Genomic DNA, 17285 nt, shown 5'->3' with positions numbered 1-17285 from the left:
ACGTATCGGCGACGCTCGCACGCGGGCGCCCGGGTGACAAGGGGGTCGACGCGCCTCTTCGGACACGTCGGGGGTCAGAGCGGGGTGACGCCGTAGCGCTCGCGGAAGTCGGCGGTCGCCGCCTCCTCGAAGTCGTCGGCGTCGTCGCGCAGGTCCATATCGCCCATCGCGATCACAGCAGCGGCGCGAGGGCGCCGGCGGTCAGGGCGAAAGCCAGGGCGGTGCCGCCGACCGCGGTCGCCGTCAACACGCTCGCACGCTCGAAGCGGTGTCGACGGGCGGTGTTCGCGGGGTGGGAGGTGGTGCGCAGCGAAGCCTTCGCGGCGCTCAGGGCGTCGTAGCGCCCGATCGGAATGCCGTGCGCGTCGCGCGAGACATACCCGCCCGAAACGGCGTCGACGCAACCGAAGTACTCGCCGCCGCGGTGGGCGACCCAGAATCCGGTGTCAACGTTGGCCCAGAGCACGCGAGCGGCGCCGAGGGTGGAGGGGATGGATGCCGTGGTCATCTCAGGCCGCCACAGACAGCGAGCGGCGACGCGCAGGCGCCGTCGTTCGCGTGGGGTTGACACGAGGCGACGCCTCGCTGGTGGGGATGTCGACGCGGAGGTCGACCACCAGGCCGGCGGAGGAGTTGGCCATGTCGGCCATGTTCTTCAGCACGGTGGCGTTGAGGGTCTCCGGCTCGGCGCTGTCGAAGACGAAGCGCATCGGGATCGCCGGCTGGAGCCAGAGGGTGGAGCGGCCGGGGGTGCCGTCGACGTGCGTCCAGCTGAGGGTGAAGCTCTCGCTGCGGCGGAGCTTGGTCGTGACGACGACCTTGAGGTGGGACAGCAGGCGGTCCGGGATCTGGATCGACTCGGTTGCGGTGCCGTAGTACAGGTGGCCCATGGGGAACTCCCTTCGGAAGCGATTAGCTGTGTTTAGAACATACTCGATTAGTAACTAGTTTGTCTAACTATTATTTCGGGTGTACAGTTCCGGGAAGAGCGGGGAGGAGTGTGTCATGACAGACGTCGAAACCACGTCCCGCGGACTCACGCCCACGGGAACCGACGAGGTCACCTACTGGTACGGAGACGAGCCGAGCGATCGACGACACCGCAGCAAGGCGGTGCTCGAGGCTTTGCGCATCTATCGCGCCGCCGAGGTGGCGATGCGTCGTCGTACCCGCGACTCCATGTCGATGGGCGAGAACGAACTGCTCGTGCTGCGCTACCTGCTTCGCGACTCCACGCGGCGGGTGCGGCCGGGGGAGCTGACGAGGTATCTCGGTCTCTCCACGGCATCGACCACGGCGATCCTCGACCGTCTCGAGCGGTCGGGTCACATCACGCGGTCGAACAACCCCGACGACCGCCGCAGCATCTTCATCCAGGCCACCCCGCGCGCTCACGCCGAGGTGCGACAGACGCTCGGCAACATGCACGACCGCATGCTCGCCGCCGTCATCGACATGACGCCCGACGAGTCCGCAGCGGTCGTGGCGTTCCTGCAGCGCATGAGCGACGCCGTCGACGGCGTCGCGGTCGAGACCCCGGCGGTCGATTCGCCGTGATCTATGTGCTCGTCGGCGGCCCGCGCGACGGACAGCACGTGGATGATCTGCCCCGCGGTTACCGCCTCTCCCTCAGTGACCCGCAGCCCGCACCCTTCGGCGAGTTCGACACCGTGCGGGCGGTGTGGTTCGAGCTCGACGAGGCCATGTTCCGCACGACGCAGCGTCGCGACTGAGCCGTACTGCACGGGGAGTCGCGAGGCAACCCACCGGCGGTGCGGGGCGCGAGGCCGCAGTGTTGCAGCATGCGATGCGTGACTTATGCCGGCGAGACCGTGATCACCACCGACGACGTCGCGGCGTCACTGGTCGAGCTGACCGCGGCGGTCGCCAAGGAGGGCCAGGCCGAGGCCGTGAGCATTCCGATCGTGACCGACGACAAGAAAGTCGCACAGGCTGAGCTCGTGATCGGCGTCGGCAACGACGTCTTGTCGGCACCCCTCGAGTGGGATGACGAGCAGCCCGACTTCTCGCACGCCGCGAAGGAGCTGAAGGAGCACCGGCTGTTCCCCCGACCGCACCTGCGCGCCGTCGACCCCGATCCTCACGCCGACGACGAGCCCATCGACTGGGACTTCGATCAGCCCACGCAGGCCTGAGAACGCACCGGGTGATTCCGCCGCCGCGCGGGTGAGCAACGAATCGATGCTTGCCCGCCGCGGAGGCATCCGTTATGTTCGCAAGTCCGTGCCGCCGGCACGGAAGGCCGAGAGGACGAGACGATGACCGCCATGCGCGATCTGCGTCAGGAGCAGCAGGGAACGAACAAGTCGTTCCCTCTCTCGTCGTACCCTCCGGCGCCGGTCGTCTGAAGCTCATTTGCTCACGCCCCGCACCGTCAGGTCGGGGCTTTTCTCTTTCCCTCGTGGGGGAGGCGTCTCGATCCGAGGCCGCTCCCGCGACGTCTACGGGACACCCGCACGACGTCAACGCACGAAGGAAAGGAACCATGCAGAAGCTCACCGAACGACTCGTGTCGTGGGCGAGCCTGATCGACGACAAGACCGTCGAACAGGCCCGCACCTCGTCGCGGATGCCGTTCATCCACCCCCACATCGCCCTCATGCCCGACGCCCACCTCGGCCTCGGCGCGACGGTCGGCTCGGTCATCCCCACGCTCGGGGCGATCATGCCGGCCGCCGTCGGCGTCGACATCGGCTGCGGCATGATCGCCGTCAAGACGCAGTTCACCGCCGCCGACCTCGACGGACGCGACCTGTCCGAGCTGCGTCAGCAGATCGAGCGCGCCATCCCGCTGTCGGCCGGCCGCGACAACCGCAAGATCGTCGCGACCGCCGAACCGCGCATCGCCGAGCTCGAAGACCGCGCCGAGAAGGCCGAGTTCGATCCGGCGTCGTACGCGGGGCACTGGCGTCACCAGCTGGGGTCGCTCGGCAGCGGCAACCACTTCATCGAGATCTCGCTCGACGAGAACGACGACGTGTGGATGTTCCTGCACTCCGGGTCGCGGGGCATCGGCAACCGCATCGCGAAGCACCACATCGGTGTCGCGCAGCGCCTGGCGAGGCAGTGGTGGATCGAGCTGCCGCATCCCGACCTCGCGTACCTGGTCGAGGGCACGCCGGAGTTCTCGCGGTACATCCGCGAACTGCGGTGGGCCCAGCACTTCGCGCTGCTCAACCGCGAAGAGATGATGGACCGCGTCGCGAACCAGCTCGGTCGGTTCCTCGACACCCCTGTCGAAGAGCGCGAGCGGATCAACTGCCACCACAACTTCACCGAGTCCGAGATGCACTTCGGCAAGCGGGTGTGGGTCTCGCGCAAGGGCGCGATCATGGCCGACGAAGGTCGGCCGGGCCTGATCCCGGGGTCGATGGGCACCGCGTCGTACGTGGTGGAGGGGAGGGGCGACCCGGTGTCGCTCAACTCGTCGCCGCACGGGGCGGGCCGGGAGTACTCCCGGTCGGCCGCGCGAAAGACCTTCACGCACGAGCAGCTGCGTGAGGCGATGCGCGGCATCGAGTACCGCGACACCGACGCCTTCCTCGACGAGATCCCGCAGGCCTACAAGCCGATCGACCGGGTCATGGCCGACGCCGCCGACCTGGTGAGCGTGCGACACGTGCTGCGGCAGATCGTCAACGTGAAGGGCGACTGAACCGGATGCCACGGGCGCGAGCGAGCGCCCGTGGCATCCGTCTGCGATCCTCCGAATGTCGTTCTTCCGGAGGATGCGGGAGCGTCCTCGGTCGATGAGCATGGAAGGGAGCTCGCGAAGCCGCGCGGGCCGTCACTTCCCCCCTGGAGTGCGAACCATGTCACCTGAGTCCGTGTCACCACAGCAGGTCGCCGACCGGCGAGAACGACAGCGCGCGTGGATCCGTCTCGCGAGGGAACGCCTGTCGGCGTTCGTCCTCAGCTCGGCGGGGGAGGTCGACGCCGCGTCCCGCGAGGCCGAGACGGCCCTGCGCGAAGCCGTGTCGTCGGGAGCCGCGATCGAGACCATCTCGGCCGAGCTCGAGGTCAGTCCGCGAGCTCTGCAGGCGATCGTCGACGGCTCCGTGCCGTTGCGCAGCCTGCACCCCGACGACAGCCTGCGGCCCGCCTGAGTCGACGCCGGCCGTCTCGAGCGGGGTTACGCTCTGTCGAGAGCGTGCGGCGAGGAGGCGACGGCATGAGCGAACGCCGGTTCGAGTGGGGTGGGCTGAGCGCCGACCGCGGCGACTACGTCACTGCCGCCGAGGCGCTGGCCATGCTCGAGGTGCTCGCGCTCGCGCAGGCCGATCTGGCGGTGACGACCGAGCTGCGCGACGGCGCCGCGTGGGCGCGGTTCGCCCGCGGTGACAGGTGGGCGCTGGTGTCGACCCCCGGGTCGCGCTGGTTCTCGGTCGAGACCGACACCGGCCATCGCGTGCAGATCGTCGATGCGAACTCGTCGAAGGACCAGAGCGCGCAGTTGCTCGCGGTGTACGTCGACGTCGCCGAGGCCTACGTGCGCGGTGACGCCGAGCCGGTGCGCGGCCGGGGCCTGGCCGGCTCCACGCTCACGGTCGACGTGAACGGCCGGCAGGTCATCCTCACGCAGGCCATCGGTCGACGCGTGCGGGGACTCTTCGGCCGATAGAGCCGGCGGCGGTCGCGGTCAAGCCGGTGCCTCCGCCGGGTCGCGGTTGCGAGGCTGGGGGTCCACGCGACGAAGGGACCCGCATGAGCGACCAGCAGAACTCCACCCCCGACGACGCCGCCGACCTCGGCGACGACGACACGGTCAAGCCCAGCCAGGAGAACGACGTCGACGAAGAGGCCAAGGCGCCGTCGAAGGACGACCCCAACGCCGACCACCAGGCCACCGGCATCGGCGTCATCGGCGACGAGTGATCCGGATGCCGCGGGGTGGTGCGATCGCACGCCCCGCGGCACCGATCCGCGTCGGGGTGGCGCCGGGCGCGGTGATAGCCTTGACCGGTCCGCCTCCGTAGCTCAGGGGATAGAGCGTTGGTTTCCGGTACCAAAGGTCGCAGGTTCGATTCCTGTCGGGGGCACCGAGAAAAGGCCGCGATCGCATCGATCGCGGCCTTCGTCGTCCTCCGGGCGGTCAGTCCTCGTCGGTGACGGCTCCGGTCGGCTCGGCGTCTTCGACGACGTGCTGCGAACCGAGTTCGTCGGCGACGGCGCGACCCTGATCGACCGCCTCCTCCCGGCTCGAGAAGCTCGCCGAGAGTTCGGGGCGTCCCTCCACGGAGTTCTCCCACTGGCCGCGGTTGGATCGGGTGGTCACGTCGTTCTGGCTCATGGCGTCCATGTCACACCCCCGTGCCGGGAGCCGCACCGCTCTTGACAGCCGTTGTCAAGCGCATACTGCATCCGCCCCGTCCTTGCCATGCTGGGGGCACCTTCGAAAGGGGTTCATCATGAGCATCGGAGCCGGCATCGCGCTGTTCGTCATCGGCGCCATCCTCGCGTTCGCGGTGGATCTGCCCAACCAGTTCGTCGATCTGACCACGATCGGCTACATCATGATGGGTGCGGGCGTCGTCGTCTTCCTCATCGGTGTGGTCATGCTCGTCCGTCGCCGTCAGACCGACACGGTCACCCGCACCGAAGGCGTCGGGGGCGCGCAGGTCACCCGGTCGACCACGCGCTCCGACAACGACCCCCTCGTGTGACGCGGCGGGGCCGCCGCCCCGGAGGACACCCATGAGCGAACCGACACCCACCGTCGCCTACGACCCTGCCGTCGACGATCTGTTCGACGGTCGCTACCGTCTCGGCCGTACCCTCGGCCGGGGCGGTTACGCGTGCGTGTACGAGGCGGTCGACACCGCGCTCGAGCGCACGCTCGCGCTGAAGGTCATCGACGGCGACGGTGCCGACCCTTCCGACGTGGCGCGGGTGCGGTCCGAGATCCGGCTGTTGGCCTCTCTCTCGCACCCCTCGCTCGTCACCCTCTACGACGCCAAGCTCGACGCGACTCCGGCGTACCTCGCGATGGAGCTCATCGCGGGCCCGACCCTCGCGGAGCGTATCGAGCGCGGACCACTCCCCGGCCCGGAGGTCGCGCGCATCGGGCGCGAGATCGCCGAGGCGTTCGCGGTCATCCACGGCCGCGGCATCGTCCACCGCGACGTGAAGCCGTCGAACATCCTCATCCGCCCCGCCGCGCACACGGGCGCGATGCCCCGGGCCACCCTCGCCGACTTCGGCATCGCCTCCCTGGTCGGTGCGACGCGCATGACCAAGGCCGACACCGTCATCGGCACCGCCGCCTACCTCAGCCCCGAGCAGGCGCGGGGCATGCCCGCCGCCCCCGCGAGCGACGTGTACTCGCTGGGCCTGGTGTTGCTCGAGGCGCTCACGGGGAAGCGTCCGTTCGGCTCGCGCACGCCGCACGAGGCGCTCGCGGCCCGACTGGTCTCGGCCCCCGACCTTCCCGCGAACCTCCCGCATGCGTGGCGCGAGGTGCTCGAGCGCATGACGGCGATCGAAGCGAGCGAGAGACCGGATGCCACGGGCCTCATCGTCGCCCTGCGCACCCTGTCCGATGTGGCGGTGCCGCCTGCTTCGGCGGAGGCCGCCGCGCAGACGCGGACCCTGCCCGGGTCGACCGCGCCGACGCGCATCTTCGAACCGGCGCCTCGCGATGCGGGTCGGGCGACGGAGCCGCGGTCGGACCGGCGTCCGTCGCGGCGCACGATGATCATCGGCGCGGTCGTCGCCGCCGTCCTGGTCGCGGGGGGAATCACCGCCGCCGTCGCGATGACCAACACGGGCGCCGCGAGCGAACCCGCTCTGCCGACGCTGCCGCAGCCCCTCGACCAGCACATGAACGACCTCTACGACGAGGTGGCCCCGTGAGGGGACACGGACTTCCCGCGGTCGTCGTGACCGTCGCGGCGGTGTTCGTGCTCGCGGGCTGCACCCCGCCCGCCGCGACGCCGACCGCGTGGCAGCAGAGCGTGCAGACGGTCGCCGAGCAGGCCTCGACGGGCGACTACTCGACGGCCCTGACGAGCCTCGACGCCCTCGAGGCCGAGGTCACCGCGCGCCGCGACGCGGGGGAGATCGCGGCCGACGAGGCCGACGCCATCCTCACGCGCATCGCCACCGTTCGCGCCGACCTCACCTCGCTGGTCCCGGCTCCGGCGTCGACCCCCACGCCGACGCCCGAACCCTCGCAGACCACCGAGTCCAGCACCGACGATCAGCAGGACACGGTGACCGACGACGGCGGCGACGATTCGTCGAACGACGGCCCCGCCGACAAGGCGCCCGGGCCCGGGGACAACGGCAAAGACAAGGGTCCCGGCAAAGACGGCGGCGGGCCCGGCGGTGGTCCGGGCAAGAAGGGCTGAAGCCCGCTCGTCGCGGCGGCCCGTGCGGTGCGCACCGCGTGCGAGGATTGCTCGGTGCCGCGCCGCGTGACCGCCGAACTCGACCTCGATCTGGGGACGTCCGTCGACCTCATCTTCCAGATCACCGCTGCGCGCGGCGTGCCGCTCTCGGAGGAGACGCTGACCTTCTCGAGGGGTGACCTCACGTGGGCGGCCACCGAGCTCGTCGACGCCGCCGGGAGTCGTCTGCACCGGCTGATCGGCGACCAGGGTCCGCTGAGCATCCGGTACGAGGCCGTCATCGACGCGCAAGCCACGCCGCCGGCGACGAGCGCGCTCGACACCATCGCCTACCTCCGTCCGAGTCGGTACTGCCAGTCCGATGAGGTCTTCGGGCAGGCCCGTCGCCAGTTCCGCGGACTGGTCGGCGCCGACCTGATCGACGCGGTGTCGGAGTTCGTGGCATCCACCGTCACGTATTCGCCCGGACTCAGCCTCGGCACCGACAGCGCCGTCACCACGCTGGCGAGCGGTCAAGGCGTGTGCCGCGACTACGCGCACCTCGTGATCGCCCTGCTGCGCGCGATGGACGTTCCCGCCCGCTACGCCGCCTGCTACGCGCCGGGCCTGGTGCCCATGGACTTCCACGCGGTCGCCGAGGCGTACCTCGACGGACAGTGGCACGTCATCGACGCGACGCGCCTGTCGGACCGCCGGTCGCTGGTGCGGATCGCGACCGGGCGCGACGCCGCGGACTGCGCCTTCCTCAGCTATCACGGCGGGTACGTCGGCCTCGAGAGCATGCGCGTCGATGCGGTGCTCGAAGACGAGGCCCCCGTCGGGCCCGACGACCACCGCGGCCTGGTGCAGATCGCCTGAGGGCGAACGGAGGGTCGGGTCGTCCGCTCCGCCTAGAATTGCAGGGTTATGGATCCTGCAGCCCTCTCCGCCGCCCTTCTCGCCGTCATCGCTCCGCTCGCCGAGGCGCGACGCGAGGGCTCGTCGGCGGGGCTGACCGCCGCCGATCTGCCGCTGGAGCGGCCGAAGAACCGCGACCACGGCGACTGGGCGTCCAACGCCGCCCTGAAGCTGTCGAAGGTCGTCGGGGCGAACCCGCGCGAGTTCGCGGCCGAGATCGCCGCGGGCCTCGAGGCCGTCGACGGCATCGCGAGCGTCGAGGTGGCCGGCCCCGGCTTCATCAACATCCGCCTCGACGCCGCTGCGGCGGGCGCGCTGGCGAAGCTCATCGTCGAGCAGGGAGCGGCGTTCGGCACGAACGACACCCAGCGCGGCAACACGATCAACCTCGAGTTCGTCAGCGCCAACCCCACCGGGCCGCTGCACATCGGCCACACCCGCTGGGCGGCCCTGGGTGACGCGATCGCCCGCGTGCTGCTGGCCAGCGGCGCGACCCTGGTGCGCGAGTTCTACATCAACGACGCCGGCGCCCAGATGGAGCGCTTCGGTCGCTCCGTCGTCGCGGCCATCGCGGGCGAGCCGACTCCCGAGGACGGGTACGGCGGAGCGTACATCGCGGCTCTCGCGGAGCGCGTGCAGGCCGCCCGCACCGACATCCTCGACCTCGATCGCGCCGAGCAGATCTCCGTCGCCACCGAGCTGGCCTACGGGTTCCAGCTCGGCGAGATCCAGGCCTCGCTCGCGCGCTTCAACGTGCACTTCGACGTCTGGTTCTCGGAGCGCGACCTGCACGCGCGGATCGAGGGCCAGCCGAGCCTCGTCGACGAGGCCGTCGACCGCCTGCGCGAGCAGGGGCACGTCTTCGACGAGGACGACGCCGTGTGGGTGCGCACGACCGACTTCGGCGACGACAAGAACCGCGTCATCCGGCGCTCGAACGGCGAGTACACCTACTTCGCCGCCGATGCCGCGTACTACCTCAACAAGGGCGACCGCGGTTTCGCGCACAAGATCTACCTGCTCGGCGCCGACCACCACGGCTACGTCCACCGCCTCAAGGCCCTCGCGGGTGCGGCGGGAGACGACCCCGACAAGGACATCGAGGTGCTCATCGGTCAGCTCGTGTCGATCAACGGCGCGCGCCTGTCGAAGCGAGCGGGGAACATCGTCGAGCTCGACGACCTGCAGGCCTGGCTCGGCACCGACGCCCTGCGGTACTCGCTCGCGCGTTACCCGGCCGATTCGCCGCTGACGCTCGACCCCGAGATCCTGCAGAAGCGCACGAACGACAACCCCGTCTTCTATGTGCAGTACGCGCACGCCCGCACGCACAACGTTGCCCGCAACGCCGCGGATTCGGGTGTCGACCGCTCGGAGTTCGCCCCCGAGCTCCTCGCCCACGAGACCGAATCGGCTCTGCTGGGAGCGCTGCAGGAGTACCCGCGCATCGTCGCCTACGCCGCCGAGGTGCGCGAGCCGCACCGCGTCGCGCGCTACCTCGAGGAGCTCGCGGGTCTCTACCACCGCTGGTACGACAACTGCCGCGTCATCCCGCTCGGCGACGCCCCGGTCGAACCCGTGCACCGCACGCGCCTGTGGCTGAACGACGCCACCGGTCAGGTGCTGCGCAACGGCCTCGACCTGCTCGGCGTCAGCGCTCCGGAGCGGATGTAACGATGACCGACGCCGCGGCCCCCGCCCGAGCGCCCCGCCGCCGTCGCGGGCGGTGGATCGCGGTGCTCGTCGTGGTCGTGGTGCTGCTGGTCGCCGCGGTCGTGGCGGCGGAGTTCATCGCGCGCTCGGTCGTGACCGGCACGGTCCGCACGCTCGTGGTCGAGAACGTCGGCCTCCCCGCCGATCAGGACGTCGACGTGCAGCTGAGCGGCCTCGTGCTGCCGCAGGTCATCACGGGGCGGCTCGACGACGTCACGGTGTCGTCCGACGACGTCACCCTCGGCCCGATCACCGGGGACGTGCGCGTGGAGCTGCGCGGAGTCCCCGTGTCGGGTGCGTCGGCGGCCGACGGGGGAGTCGCCTCGGTGAGGTTGGACCAGGACCAGTTGCGGTCGCTGCTCGCGCAGATCCCCGACTTCCCCTCGGGCACCGTCACCGTGGCCGCCCCCGACGTGACGTTCGAGACCTCGCTGTCGCTGTTCGGCATCGCCATCCCCATCGGGGCCACGGTGTCTCCCGGTGCGGCCGAGGGCGACCTGACGCTCACGCCCTCCGCCTTCTCGGTGGGCGGCAACGCGATCGACGCCGACACCCTCCGCGGTCAGTTCGGCGGCATCGCCGACCCGCTCGTGCAGACGCAGAGCCTGTGCATCGCCGATCGCCTTCCGGCCGGGCTCACCCTCACCTCGGCGACCGTGCAGGGGCAGGACCTCGTCGCGACCTTCGACGTCGCCGGCGGCATCCTCGACGACCCCGCGCTGCAGGCCGACGGCAGCTGCGGCTGAGACGCTCTCGCGCGCCGCAGGGGCATCAGGCCTCGACGTGCAGCAGTTCGGCCTCGACGAGCTGATCCAGGATGCCGCGCACCGCGGGACCCGCCGTCTCGTCGCCGAGCCCGTGCATCACCGCGTCTTCGAGGGCGTCCAGCGTCGCGCCGTCGGCGGCCTTCCACAGCGAAGGAGCCAGCCCGGCCAGCACGCGCAGGGTGCCCGCCCCCGCGGAGGTGGCGGTGAGCACGGCGAGGCGCCCGTCGTCGAACGACAGGGAGTCCACGGCATCCGCCAGCCGATATCGCGGGCCCCCGGTCGCCTCTGCGACCCGCAGCGGAACGTCGTCGAGCGGGGGCCGCTCGATCGGCGCGGCCGCGAGGTCGAGGTGGTCGCACAGCGCGAGCAGCTGCTCCGCCTCGGTGTACTCCGCCCGGAGTGCGCCTCCGGTGGCGTCGAGGTGACGCGTGATCGCGTGCAGCGGACGCGGCAGAGAGGTGATGGCGCTCGAGTGCGGGGCGCAGGCGGTGAGGGCCTCGGCCGGTGACACGGGCACCAGTCGGGCTCGCCGCAGGTCGGCGCGGCGGTCGAGCAGCACGATGCGGCCCACCCGCAGACGGGTCGACTCGAGCCCGCGCAGGTCGAGGTCGCCGGGGGCGCGCTGCACTTTGACCTCGTGGCCGTCGGTGATGATCGACAGCGGCTTGCGGTAGGGATGCACGGTGCCGTCGAGGTCGATGCCGACCGTCTCGTCCGAGACGTACCCCCACCGACGGGCGAGGGTGCGCGTCGCGGTGGTCTTGCCCGCACCCGAGGCGCCGACCAGCACGATCACGCGTCCGTCGGAGGCCTCAAGGCCCGCCGCGTGCAGCATCCAGCGCTTTCCGCGCCCGGCGACGATCGCGGCCTGCGTGACGGCGCTCGACAGGTCGGAGAGCATGCGTGCGCGGGAGACCGACGGGTCGGCGACGACCGTGGCGTCGGCAGTGACGACGTCACGGCTGCGGGCGTCGCGCCACGCGCTCTCGACCGCGGCCCGGGCGTCGGGGTCGAGCCCTGAATGGTCGATCGCCACGCGTGATCCGACGGCGTCGACGAGGAGCGGGGGCACGGTGGGGCAGGACGACACCGGGCCACCCTAGGTCGCGGTCCACACGCGGTCGTCGCCCGCCCGCAGGGGGGTGCCCGCGCATCGCCCGCGGCCTCACCCGCGGGTGGTGTCGCCTTGGTCCGCGATCGCTGCAGCGTTCCGCGGCGGCGCCGAAGGCGACCGCGGGGCGCGCGGCCGTATGCTGCCCCGCGCCCACCGGACCTCCCGCGAAGGGCCGACCCCGATCCGGAGGCCGATCGATGAGCATCCCCCTCACCCGCCGCAGCGTGCTCGCCGCCGGCGCCTGGGCCGTCCCCGCGGTGGCCGCCGTCGCGGCCGCGCCCGCATCGACCTCGAGCGCCGTGCGCGGCTGGACGGTGACGACCTCTCCCGCGTGGGCCTATCCCGACGAGGTGGTCGCCGTGCGCGTCACGAGCCCCGACGACGACGGCGCGCCGCTCGGGGGACGGCCCGTCGTGCTCGCGCTGGGCGACCCCGGCCAGGGGGTCATCGACCAGCCCACGGGTCTGACCGACGCGACCGGGGTGTACGAAACGACCCTGCGCGTCCGCGGCGACGCCGCGGCGGGCGGGGGCACCCTCTCTGTGGCCGCCGCCTCGGGAACCGCGAGCTGCGCGTTCGAGGTGCGGGCGCCGCGGGCCTCGACGCACGACTCCTCGGGCGCGACCACGCGTGTGATCGCGCTCGCGCACGGGAGCCAAGACGCCGTCGCCGCGGTCGAGAACCGCCAGTTCGCCCACAGCGACCTGCAGCCGACCGGGCGGTACGTCTTCGCAGGCGACGCGCTCGACGTCGTCGTCGCAGCCGACGCGCCCGCCGACATGTCGCTCGTGATCGGGGTGCGAGGGCCGTGGCGCGCCTTCAACGCGGGACAGCAGCAGGACCTCAGCGTGATCGCCCTGTCGCCGGGTGCCCAGAGCATCACCGCACCCCAGGACGGCCTCGTCTTCGTCCGCAACGGCTCCACCGAACGCTCCGGAGCGCTGACGATCTCCGGTGGAGCCCCGCACCCGGTGTGGGTGAAGGATCAGACCAAGCCCGACGAGTTCGCCGCCCAGCTCGCCGCGTGGGCGGCCGCGCCGGCCGTGACGCTGGTGGGGGAGCGGGCCTTCGCCGACCTGCAGCGACGGGTGATCGACGACCTCGCCTCGCGTGGCGTGGCGTGGGATCCGGCCGACGTCGTCTTGCGCCTGGACCGGGTCGTGGCGTACACCTGCGACGTCTACGGGCTCTCGCGCGCCGCGGTCGGGGTCGCGCGCAAGTACCCGGGTCGCGTGTACTTCGGCGGGCCCGACTCCGGCGGCGGATGGGCGTTCGCCACCAGCCAGTGGGTGTGCTTCCAGGTCGACACCGGGGCCAGCGAGACCCTGCTGACCGACACCGACAGCTGGGGGATCTGGCACGAGGTCGGTCACACCTTCCAGGCGCCCGCGTACCGGTGGAGCGGGCTGATGGAGGTCACCGTCAACATCTCGGCCCTCGCCCTGCAGAACCGGCTGACCGGGCAGAACCGCCTCGACGACGAGGCCGACCGCAAGGACCGCGCCGCGCACTACCTCGCCCGCCCGCTCGACGAGCGCGACCACGCGCAGATGACCGCCGACGATCCGTTCCTCGGCCTCTACCTGTTCGAGCAGCTCCGCCGATCCTTCGGCGACGCCTTCTATCCCGCGCTGAACCAGGAGTACCGCGTTCGGCGAATCCGCGGGCTGTCGATGCCCGAGCCCGACCAGGACAAGAAAGACCTCTTCGCCGAGATCGCGTCGCGGGTCGCCGACCGCGACCTGGGTCCGTTCTTCACCGAGTGGGGCGTGCCCCTGTCGGCATCCGTGCTGTCGTCCCTCTCGGCGTACCCCGCGCTGCAGAACCCGATCTGGGCGGCCGTCGACTCCCACGACGCGGTCGTGGAGCGCTCCGTCGGCTACGACCTGCCCGTCGGATCGCTCTCGCTCGTCGACGGGACGATCGACCTGGGCGAGCACGACGGCTCGTCCGGTCGCGTGACCGGCCTGTCCACGCTCGGCGGGGCGACGAGCGTGGTCGCCGCCGCCGAGTCGACGGCGAAGGACGTCGGAACCGACGGCCGCGTCACGGTGGTGCTGCAGAGCGCCGACGGCACGCTCGAGGCGCTGTGGCGTCCCGCACCCGTCAGCGTCACCTCGGGACTGCAGTTCGTCGGCATCATGGACTGGCTCGCCGGGTGGGTCGGGATCAGTCGCGACGGAACCCACCTGACCGCGACCTCCACCGGCATCCGCCCGCACGACTACTACTTCCAGGGGCGGCTCTACTACGAGCTCACCCTGACGGATGCCGACGGCGCCGAGCTCGTGAGCGTGTCGGTGAACGGCGACGAGACACACGACAAGGTCGTGACCGCCCTCGACGGCTTCCCCGTGGCCGACGGCTTCGTCCTCGTCGTGAACGCCGCGGAGGTCGACCGCGTGCGCGTGTACCGCGACAGCGTCCGGGTCGACGCGGTGACCACGCGGCCGCAGACCCTCGCGATCCGGGGTGGGCGTTTCGTGGTGTGACCGTCGCCCCGGCGTGGGAAAGGTGCGGCATACGACGTGCCCTAGACTGCAAGGACTGCCCGCCGCGTGACTCTCCGCGCGGGTGGGAGCCGTGATCCGCGGCCGTCGCGTCGCCGCAAAACCCGATTGGTCCCCCTGTGTCCGCCTCGCACTCCGCGCTCGTGCCCGCCTGGCTCACCGCCCCGGCCGAAGCGAACGAGCTCGTCGCCTCCGTCTGGCCCTCGTCCGCGCATCGCGTCGCCGACGGCTCCGTCGAGGTCGGCGGGGTGTCGGTCTTCGACCTCCGCGACCGATTCGGCACCCCCCTCTACGTGCTCGACGAGAACGAGGTGCGCGCCCACGCGCGTCGCGCTCGCGCCGCCTTCGACGCCGCGGCTGCGCGCCACGGCATCCGTGCCCGCGTGTACTACGCCGGCAAGGCGTTCCTCTCGACCGAGGTCGTGCGCTGGGTCGTCGACGAAGGACTCGCGGTCGACGTCTGCACGCGTGGTGAGCTCGAAGTCGCGCTCGCCGCCGGTGCCGACCCGGCACGCCTGGGCTTCCACGGCAACAACAAGAGCGTGTCCGAGCTCGAACGCGCCGTCGAAGTGGGGATCGGCTCGGTCGTCGTCGACAGCCCCATCGAGATCGAGCGTCTCGCCGCGATCGCCGAGCGTCGCGGCGCCGTGCAGTCGGTGCTCGTGCGCGTGCGCACGGGCGTGCACGCCGAGACCCACGCGTTCCTCGCCACCGCCCACGAAGACCAGAAGTTCGGCTTCTCGCTCGAGGGGGCGGCCGAAGCCGTGGCCCGCATCCGCGAGCTGTCGAGCCTGCGCTTCGTCGGTCTGCACGCCCATATCGGCTCGCAGATCTTCGACTCCTCGGGCTTCCGCGAGTCGGCCGCACGCCTGGTCGACCTGCACGCCGACCTGCTGGCCGGGGGAGAGATCCCCCTGCTCAACGTCGGCGGCGGCTTCGGCATCTCGTACACCTCGGTCGACTACCCGAAGCCCATCGAAGAGATCGCCGACGGCATCGTCGACGCCATCGCCGACGAGTGCGCGGTGCGCGGCATCCCCATGCCCGACGTCGCCACCGAGCCCGGTCGCGTCATCGTCGGTCAGGCCGGCATCACCCTCTACGAGGTCGGCACGGTCAAGACCGTGACGGCGGGTGAGAACCTCGACCGCACCTACGTCAGCGTCGACGGCGGCATGAGCGACAACGCCCGGCCCGCCCTGTACGGCGCCGACTTCTCGGCGCGGCTGGTCTCGCGCACGAGCGGCGCGACCCCGGCGCTCTCGCGCGTCGTCGGCCACCACTGCGAGTCGGGCGACATCGTGGTGGATGCCGAGTACCTCCCCTCCGACGTCACCCCGGGCGACCTGCTGGCCGTGCCCGCCACCGGTGCCTACTGCTTCTCGCTCGCGAGCAACTACAACTACACCCCGCGTCCGCCGGTCGTCGCCGTGCGCGACGGTCGGGCCCGCGTGATCGTCCACGGCGAGAGCATCGACGACCTGCTCGCGCGCGACGCCGGGATCCCGGCATCCGCCCCCACGAAAACACCCCACGGAGACACCGAATGACCGACTACCGCACGCTCCGCGTGGCGCTCCTCGGCGCCGGCGCCGTCGGCTCGCAGGTCGCCGACCTGCTTCTCAGGCACGGCGACGAGCTCGCCGACCGCGCGGGCGCGAAGCTCGAACTCGCCGGTATCGCCGTGCGCGACCTCGACGCCAAGCGCGACGTCGACCTGCCGCGCGAGCTGTTCACCACCGACGCCGACACCCTGATCGTCGGCAGCGACATCGTCATCGAGCTCATGGGCGGCATCGAGCCCGCCCGCACGCAGGTGCTGCACGCGATCGCGTCGGGCGCCGACGTCGTCACCGCCAACAAGGCGCTGCTGGCCACCCACGGCTCCGAGGTGTTCGAGGCCGCCGACCAGGTGGGCGCCGAGGTCTACTACGAAGCCGCCGCCGCGGGTGCCATCCCCATCATCCGACCGCTGCGCGACTCGCTCGCCGGCGACCGGGTCGTGCGCATCATGGGCATCGTCAACGGCACGACGAACTACATCCTCGACCGCATGGACACCGAGGGCGCCGACTTCGGCGACGTGCTCGCCCAGGCGCAGGCCCTCGGGTACGCCGAGGCCGACCCCACCGCCGACGTCGAGGGCTACGACGCCGCGCAGAAGGCCGCGATCCTCGCGAGCCTCGCCTTCCACACCACCGTCCCGCTCGACGCCGTGCACCGCGAGGGCATCACCGCGGTCGACGCCGCGATGATCGAGTCGGCCCGGCACGCGGGTTACGTCATCAAGCTCCTCGCCGTGTGCGAGCGCCTGGCCGGCGAGAACGGCGGCGGTGAGTCGATCTCGGTGCGCGTGTACCCCGCGCTCGTCGAGCGCACGCACCCGCTGGCGAGCGTCCACGGTGCGAACAACGCCGTCTTCGTGCAGGCCGAGGCCGCGGGCGACCTGATGTTCTACGGCGCCGGCGCCGGCGGCGTGCAGACCGCCTCGGCCGTGCTCGGCGACGTGGTCTCGGCCGCGCGCCGCCACATCGCCGGCGGCATCGGCGTGGGTGAGTCGACCCGTGCCAACCTGCCCGCCGTGCCGATCGGGCACGTCATCACGCGGTACCAGATCACGCTCGAGGTCGACGACCAGCCGGGCGTGCTGGCCACCGTCGCGGGCATCCTCAGCGAGGGTCGCGTGTCGATCGCGACCGTCGAGCAGACCGTCATCGAGGCGTCTTCGGGTGCCGTCGTTTCGACGGGCTCAGCGAACGAAGCGCAAGGCTCAGCGACCGGAGCGGGATCGGCCCGCCTGGTCATCGGAACACACAAGGCCCGCGAGCAGGATTTGAGCGAGACCGTCGAGCGTCTCGCCGCGAGCGGCGTCGTCGAGCGCGTGGTCTCCGTGCTGCGTGTGGAAGGGAACTGA

20 protein-coding genes and 1 tRNA gene are annotated in these 17285 nt (G+C 71.3%); 17 read left to right on the top strand and 4 right to left on the bottom strand.

The window, feature by feature from the left end; genetic code table 11:
- Positions 1-172: 172 nt before the first annotated feature.
- On the bottom strand, positions 173-508 hold the full coding sequence (locus FS769_RS01840) for a hypothetical protein (protein ID WP_144828640.1): 336 nt from the start codon (positions 506-508) through the stop codon (positions 173-175).
- Position 509: 1 nt separating this feature from the next.
- The gene (locus FS769_RS01835) at positions 510-890 is read right to left on the bottom strand and encodes a hypothetical protein (RefSeq protein WP_144828637.1); all 381 of its coding nucleotides are present in this window, start codon (positions 888-890) and stop codon (positions 510-512) included.
- Between the two features lie 115 nt (positions 891-1005).
- Between FS769_RS01835 and FS769_RS01830 the strand changes: the two genes are divergently transcribed.
- From FS769_RS01830 to FS769_RS01805, 8 genes are all read left to right on the top strand, one after another.
- The gene (locus FS769_RS01830; protein WP_144828634.1) at positions 1006-1557 is read left to right on the top strand and encodes a MarR family winged helix-turn-helix transcriptional regulator; all 552 of its coding nucleotides are present in this window, start codon (positions 1006-1008) and stop codon (positions 1555-1557) included.
- Between the two features lie 38 nt (positions 1558-1595).
- Entirely contained in the window at positions 1596-1733 is a 138-nt protein-coding gene (locus FS769_RS16725) for a hypothetical protein (RefSeq protein WP_186325386.1), read from the top strand.
- A gap of 69 nt (positions 1734-1802) precedes the next feature.
- Positions 1803-2156 (top strand): hypothetical protein, encoded by a 354-nt coding sequence (locus tag FS769_RS01825; RefSeq protein WP_186325385.1) that lies wholly within the window; start codon positions 1803-1805, stop codon positions 2154-2156.
- Positions 2157-2506: 350 nt separating this feature from the next.
- Positions 2507-3676 carry an RtcB family protein gene (locus FS769_RS01820; protein WP_144828629.1) on the top strand — a complete coding sequence of 390 codons (1170 nt, stop codon included), beginning with the start codon at positions 2507-2509 and terminating at the stop codon, positions 3674-3676.
- Positions 3677-3848: 172 nt separating this feature from the next.
- Positions 3849-4127: a hypothetical protein gene (locus FS769_RS01815; protein WP_144828627.1), complete on the top strand. Its 279-nt coding sequence runs from the start codon at positions 3849-3851 to the stop codon at positions 4125-4127.
- Positions 4128-4192: 65 nt separating this feature from the next.
- On the top strand, positions 4193-4642 hold the full coding sequence (locus tag FS769_RS01810) for a hypothetical protein (RefSeq protein WP_144828624.1): 450 nt from the start codon (positions 4193-4195) through the stop codon (positions 4640-4642).
- An 83-nt stretch (positions 4643-4725) separates the two neighbouring features.
- A complete protein-coding gene (locus tag FS769_RS16720) occupies positions 4726-4896 on the top strand; it encodes a hypothetical protein (protein ID WP_186325384.1) in 171 nt (56 codons plus the stop codon).
- Between the two features lie 91 nt (positions 4897-4987).
- Positions 4988-5060, top strand: a tRNA-Arg gene (locus FS769_RS01805).
- A gap of 53 nt (positions 5061-5113) precedes the next feature.
- Here FS769_RS01805 and FS769_RS01800 read toward each other — a convergent pair.
- A complete protein-coding gene (locus FS769_RS01800; protein ID WP_230704349.1) occupies positions 5114-5320 on the bottom strand; it encodes a DUF2188 domain-containing protein in 207 nt (68 codons plus the stop codon).
- A gap of 109 nt (positions 5321-5429) precedes the next feature.
- On the opposite strand from FS769_RS01800, the gene FS769_RS01795 reads away from it, so the two are divergent.
- Genes FS769_RS01795 through FS769_RS01770 form a run of 6 tightly spaced genes read left to right on the top strand, consistent with a single transcriptional unit; the run spans position 5430 to position 10726 of the window.
- The gene (locus tag FS769_RS01795) at positions 5430-5684 is read left to right on the top strand and encodes a DUF6458 family protein (protein ID WP_144828621.1); all 255 of its coding nucleotides are present in this window, start codon (positions 5430-5432) and stop codon (positions 5682-5684) included.
- Positions 5685-5715: 31 nt separating this feature from the next.
- Positions 5716-6873 carry a serine/threonine-protein kinase gene (locus FS769_RS01790; RefSeq protein ID WP_144828618.1) on the top strand — a complete coding sequence of 386 codons (1158 nt, stop codon included), beginning with the start codon at positions 5716-5718 and terminating at the stop codon, positions 6871-6873.
- Positions 6870-7370, top strand: coding sequence for a hypothetical protein (locus tag FS769_RS01785; protein WP_144828615.1), 501 nt, complete (start codon positions 6870-6872; stop codon positions 7368-7370). Before FS769_RS01790 ends, FS769_RS01785 begins: the two co-directional genes overlap by 4 nt.
- Before the next feature lie 54 nt (positions 7371-7424).
- The gene (locus FS769_RS01780; RefSeq protein ID WP_144828612.1) at positions 7425-8228 is read left to right on the top strand and encodes a transglutaminase family protein; all 804 of its coding nucleotides are present in this window, start codon (positions 7425-7427) and stop codon (positions 8226-8228) included.
- A gap of 48 nt (positions 8229-8276) precedes the next feature.
- Positions 8277-9941 (top strand): arginine--tRNA ligase, encoded by a 1665-nt coding sequence (locus FS769_RS01775; RefSeq protein ID WP_144828609.1) that lies wholly within the window; start codon positions 8277-8279, stop codon positions 9939-9941.
- Between the two features lie 2 nt (positions 9942-9943).
- A complete protein-coding gene (locus FS769_RS01770) occupies positions 9944-10726 on the top strand; it encodes a DUF2993 domain-containing protein (protein WP_144828606.1) in 783 nt (260 codons plus the stop codon).
- 25 nt (positions 10727-10751) lie between these two features.
- On the opposite strand, the gene FS769_RS01765 is transcribed toward FS769_RS01770, so the two are convergent.
- Positions 10752-11837, bottom strand: a complete 1086-nt coding sequence (locus FS769_RS01765; protein WP_144828603.1) for a hypothetical protein — start codon at positions 11835-11837, stop codon at positions 10752-10754.
- A gap of 221 nt (positions 11838-12058) precedes the next feature.
- Here FS769_RS01765 and FS769_RS01760 point away from each other — a divergent pair, with 221 nt between their 5' ends.
- From FS769_RS01760 to FS769_RS01750, 3 genes are all read left to right on the top strand, one after another.
- Positions 12059-14353 (top strand): M60 family metallopeptidase, encoded by a 2295-nt coding sequence (locus tag FS769_RS01760; protein WP_144828600.1) that lies wholly within the window; start codon positions 12059-12061, stop codon positions 14351-14353.
- Between the two features lie 137 nt (positions 14354-14490).
- Positions 14491-15921: a diaminopimelate decarboxylase gene (gene lysA, locus FS769_RS01755; RefSeq protein ID WP_186325383.1), complete on the top strand. Its 1431-nt coding sequence runs from the start codon at positions 14491-14493 to the stop codon at positions 15919-15921.
- A complete protein-coding gene (locus tag FS769_RS01750) occupies positions 15918-17285 on the top strand; it encodes a homoserine dehydrogenase (protein ID WP_144828594.1) in 1368 nt (455 codons plus the stop codon). Before lysA ends, FS769_RS01750 begins: the two co-directional genes overlap by 4 nt.

This window comes from Microbacterium sp. BH-3-3-3 (assembly GCF_007679045.1).
GTDB lineage: Bacteria > Actinomycetota > Actinomycetes > Actinomycetales > Microbacteriaceae > Microbacterium > Microbacterium algihabitans.
Note: the sequence above shows the minus strand (reverse complement) of the source record. Positions and strands in the feature narration are given on the sequence as shown.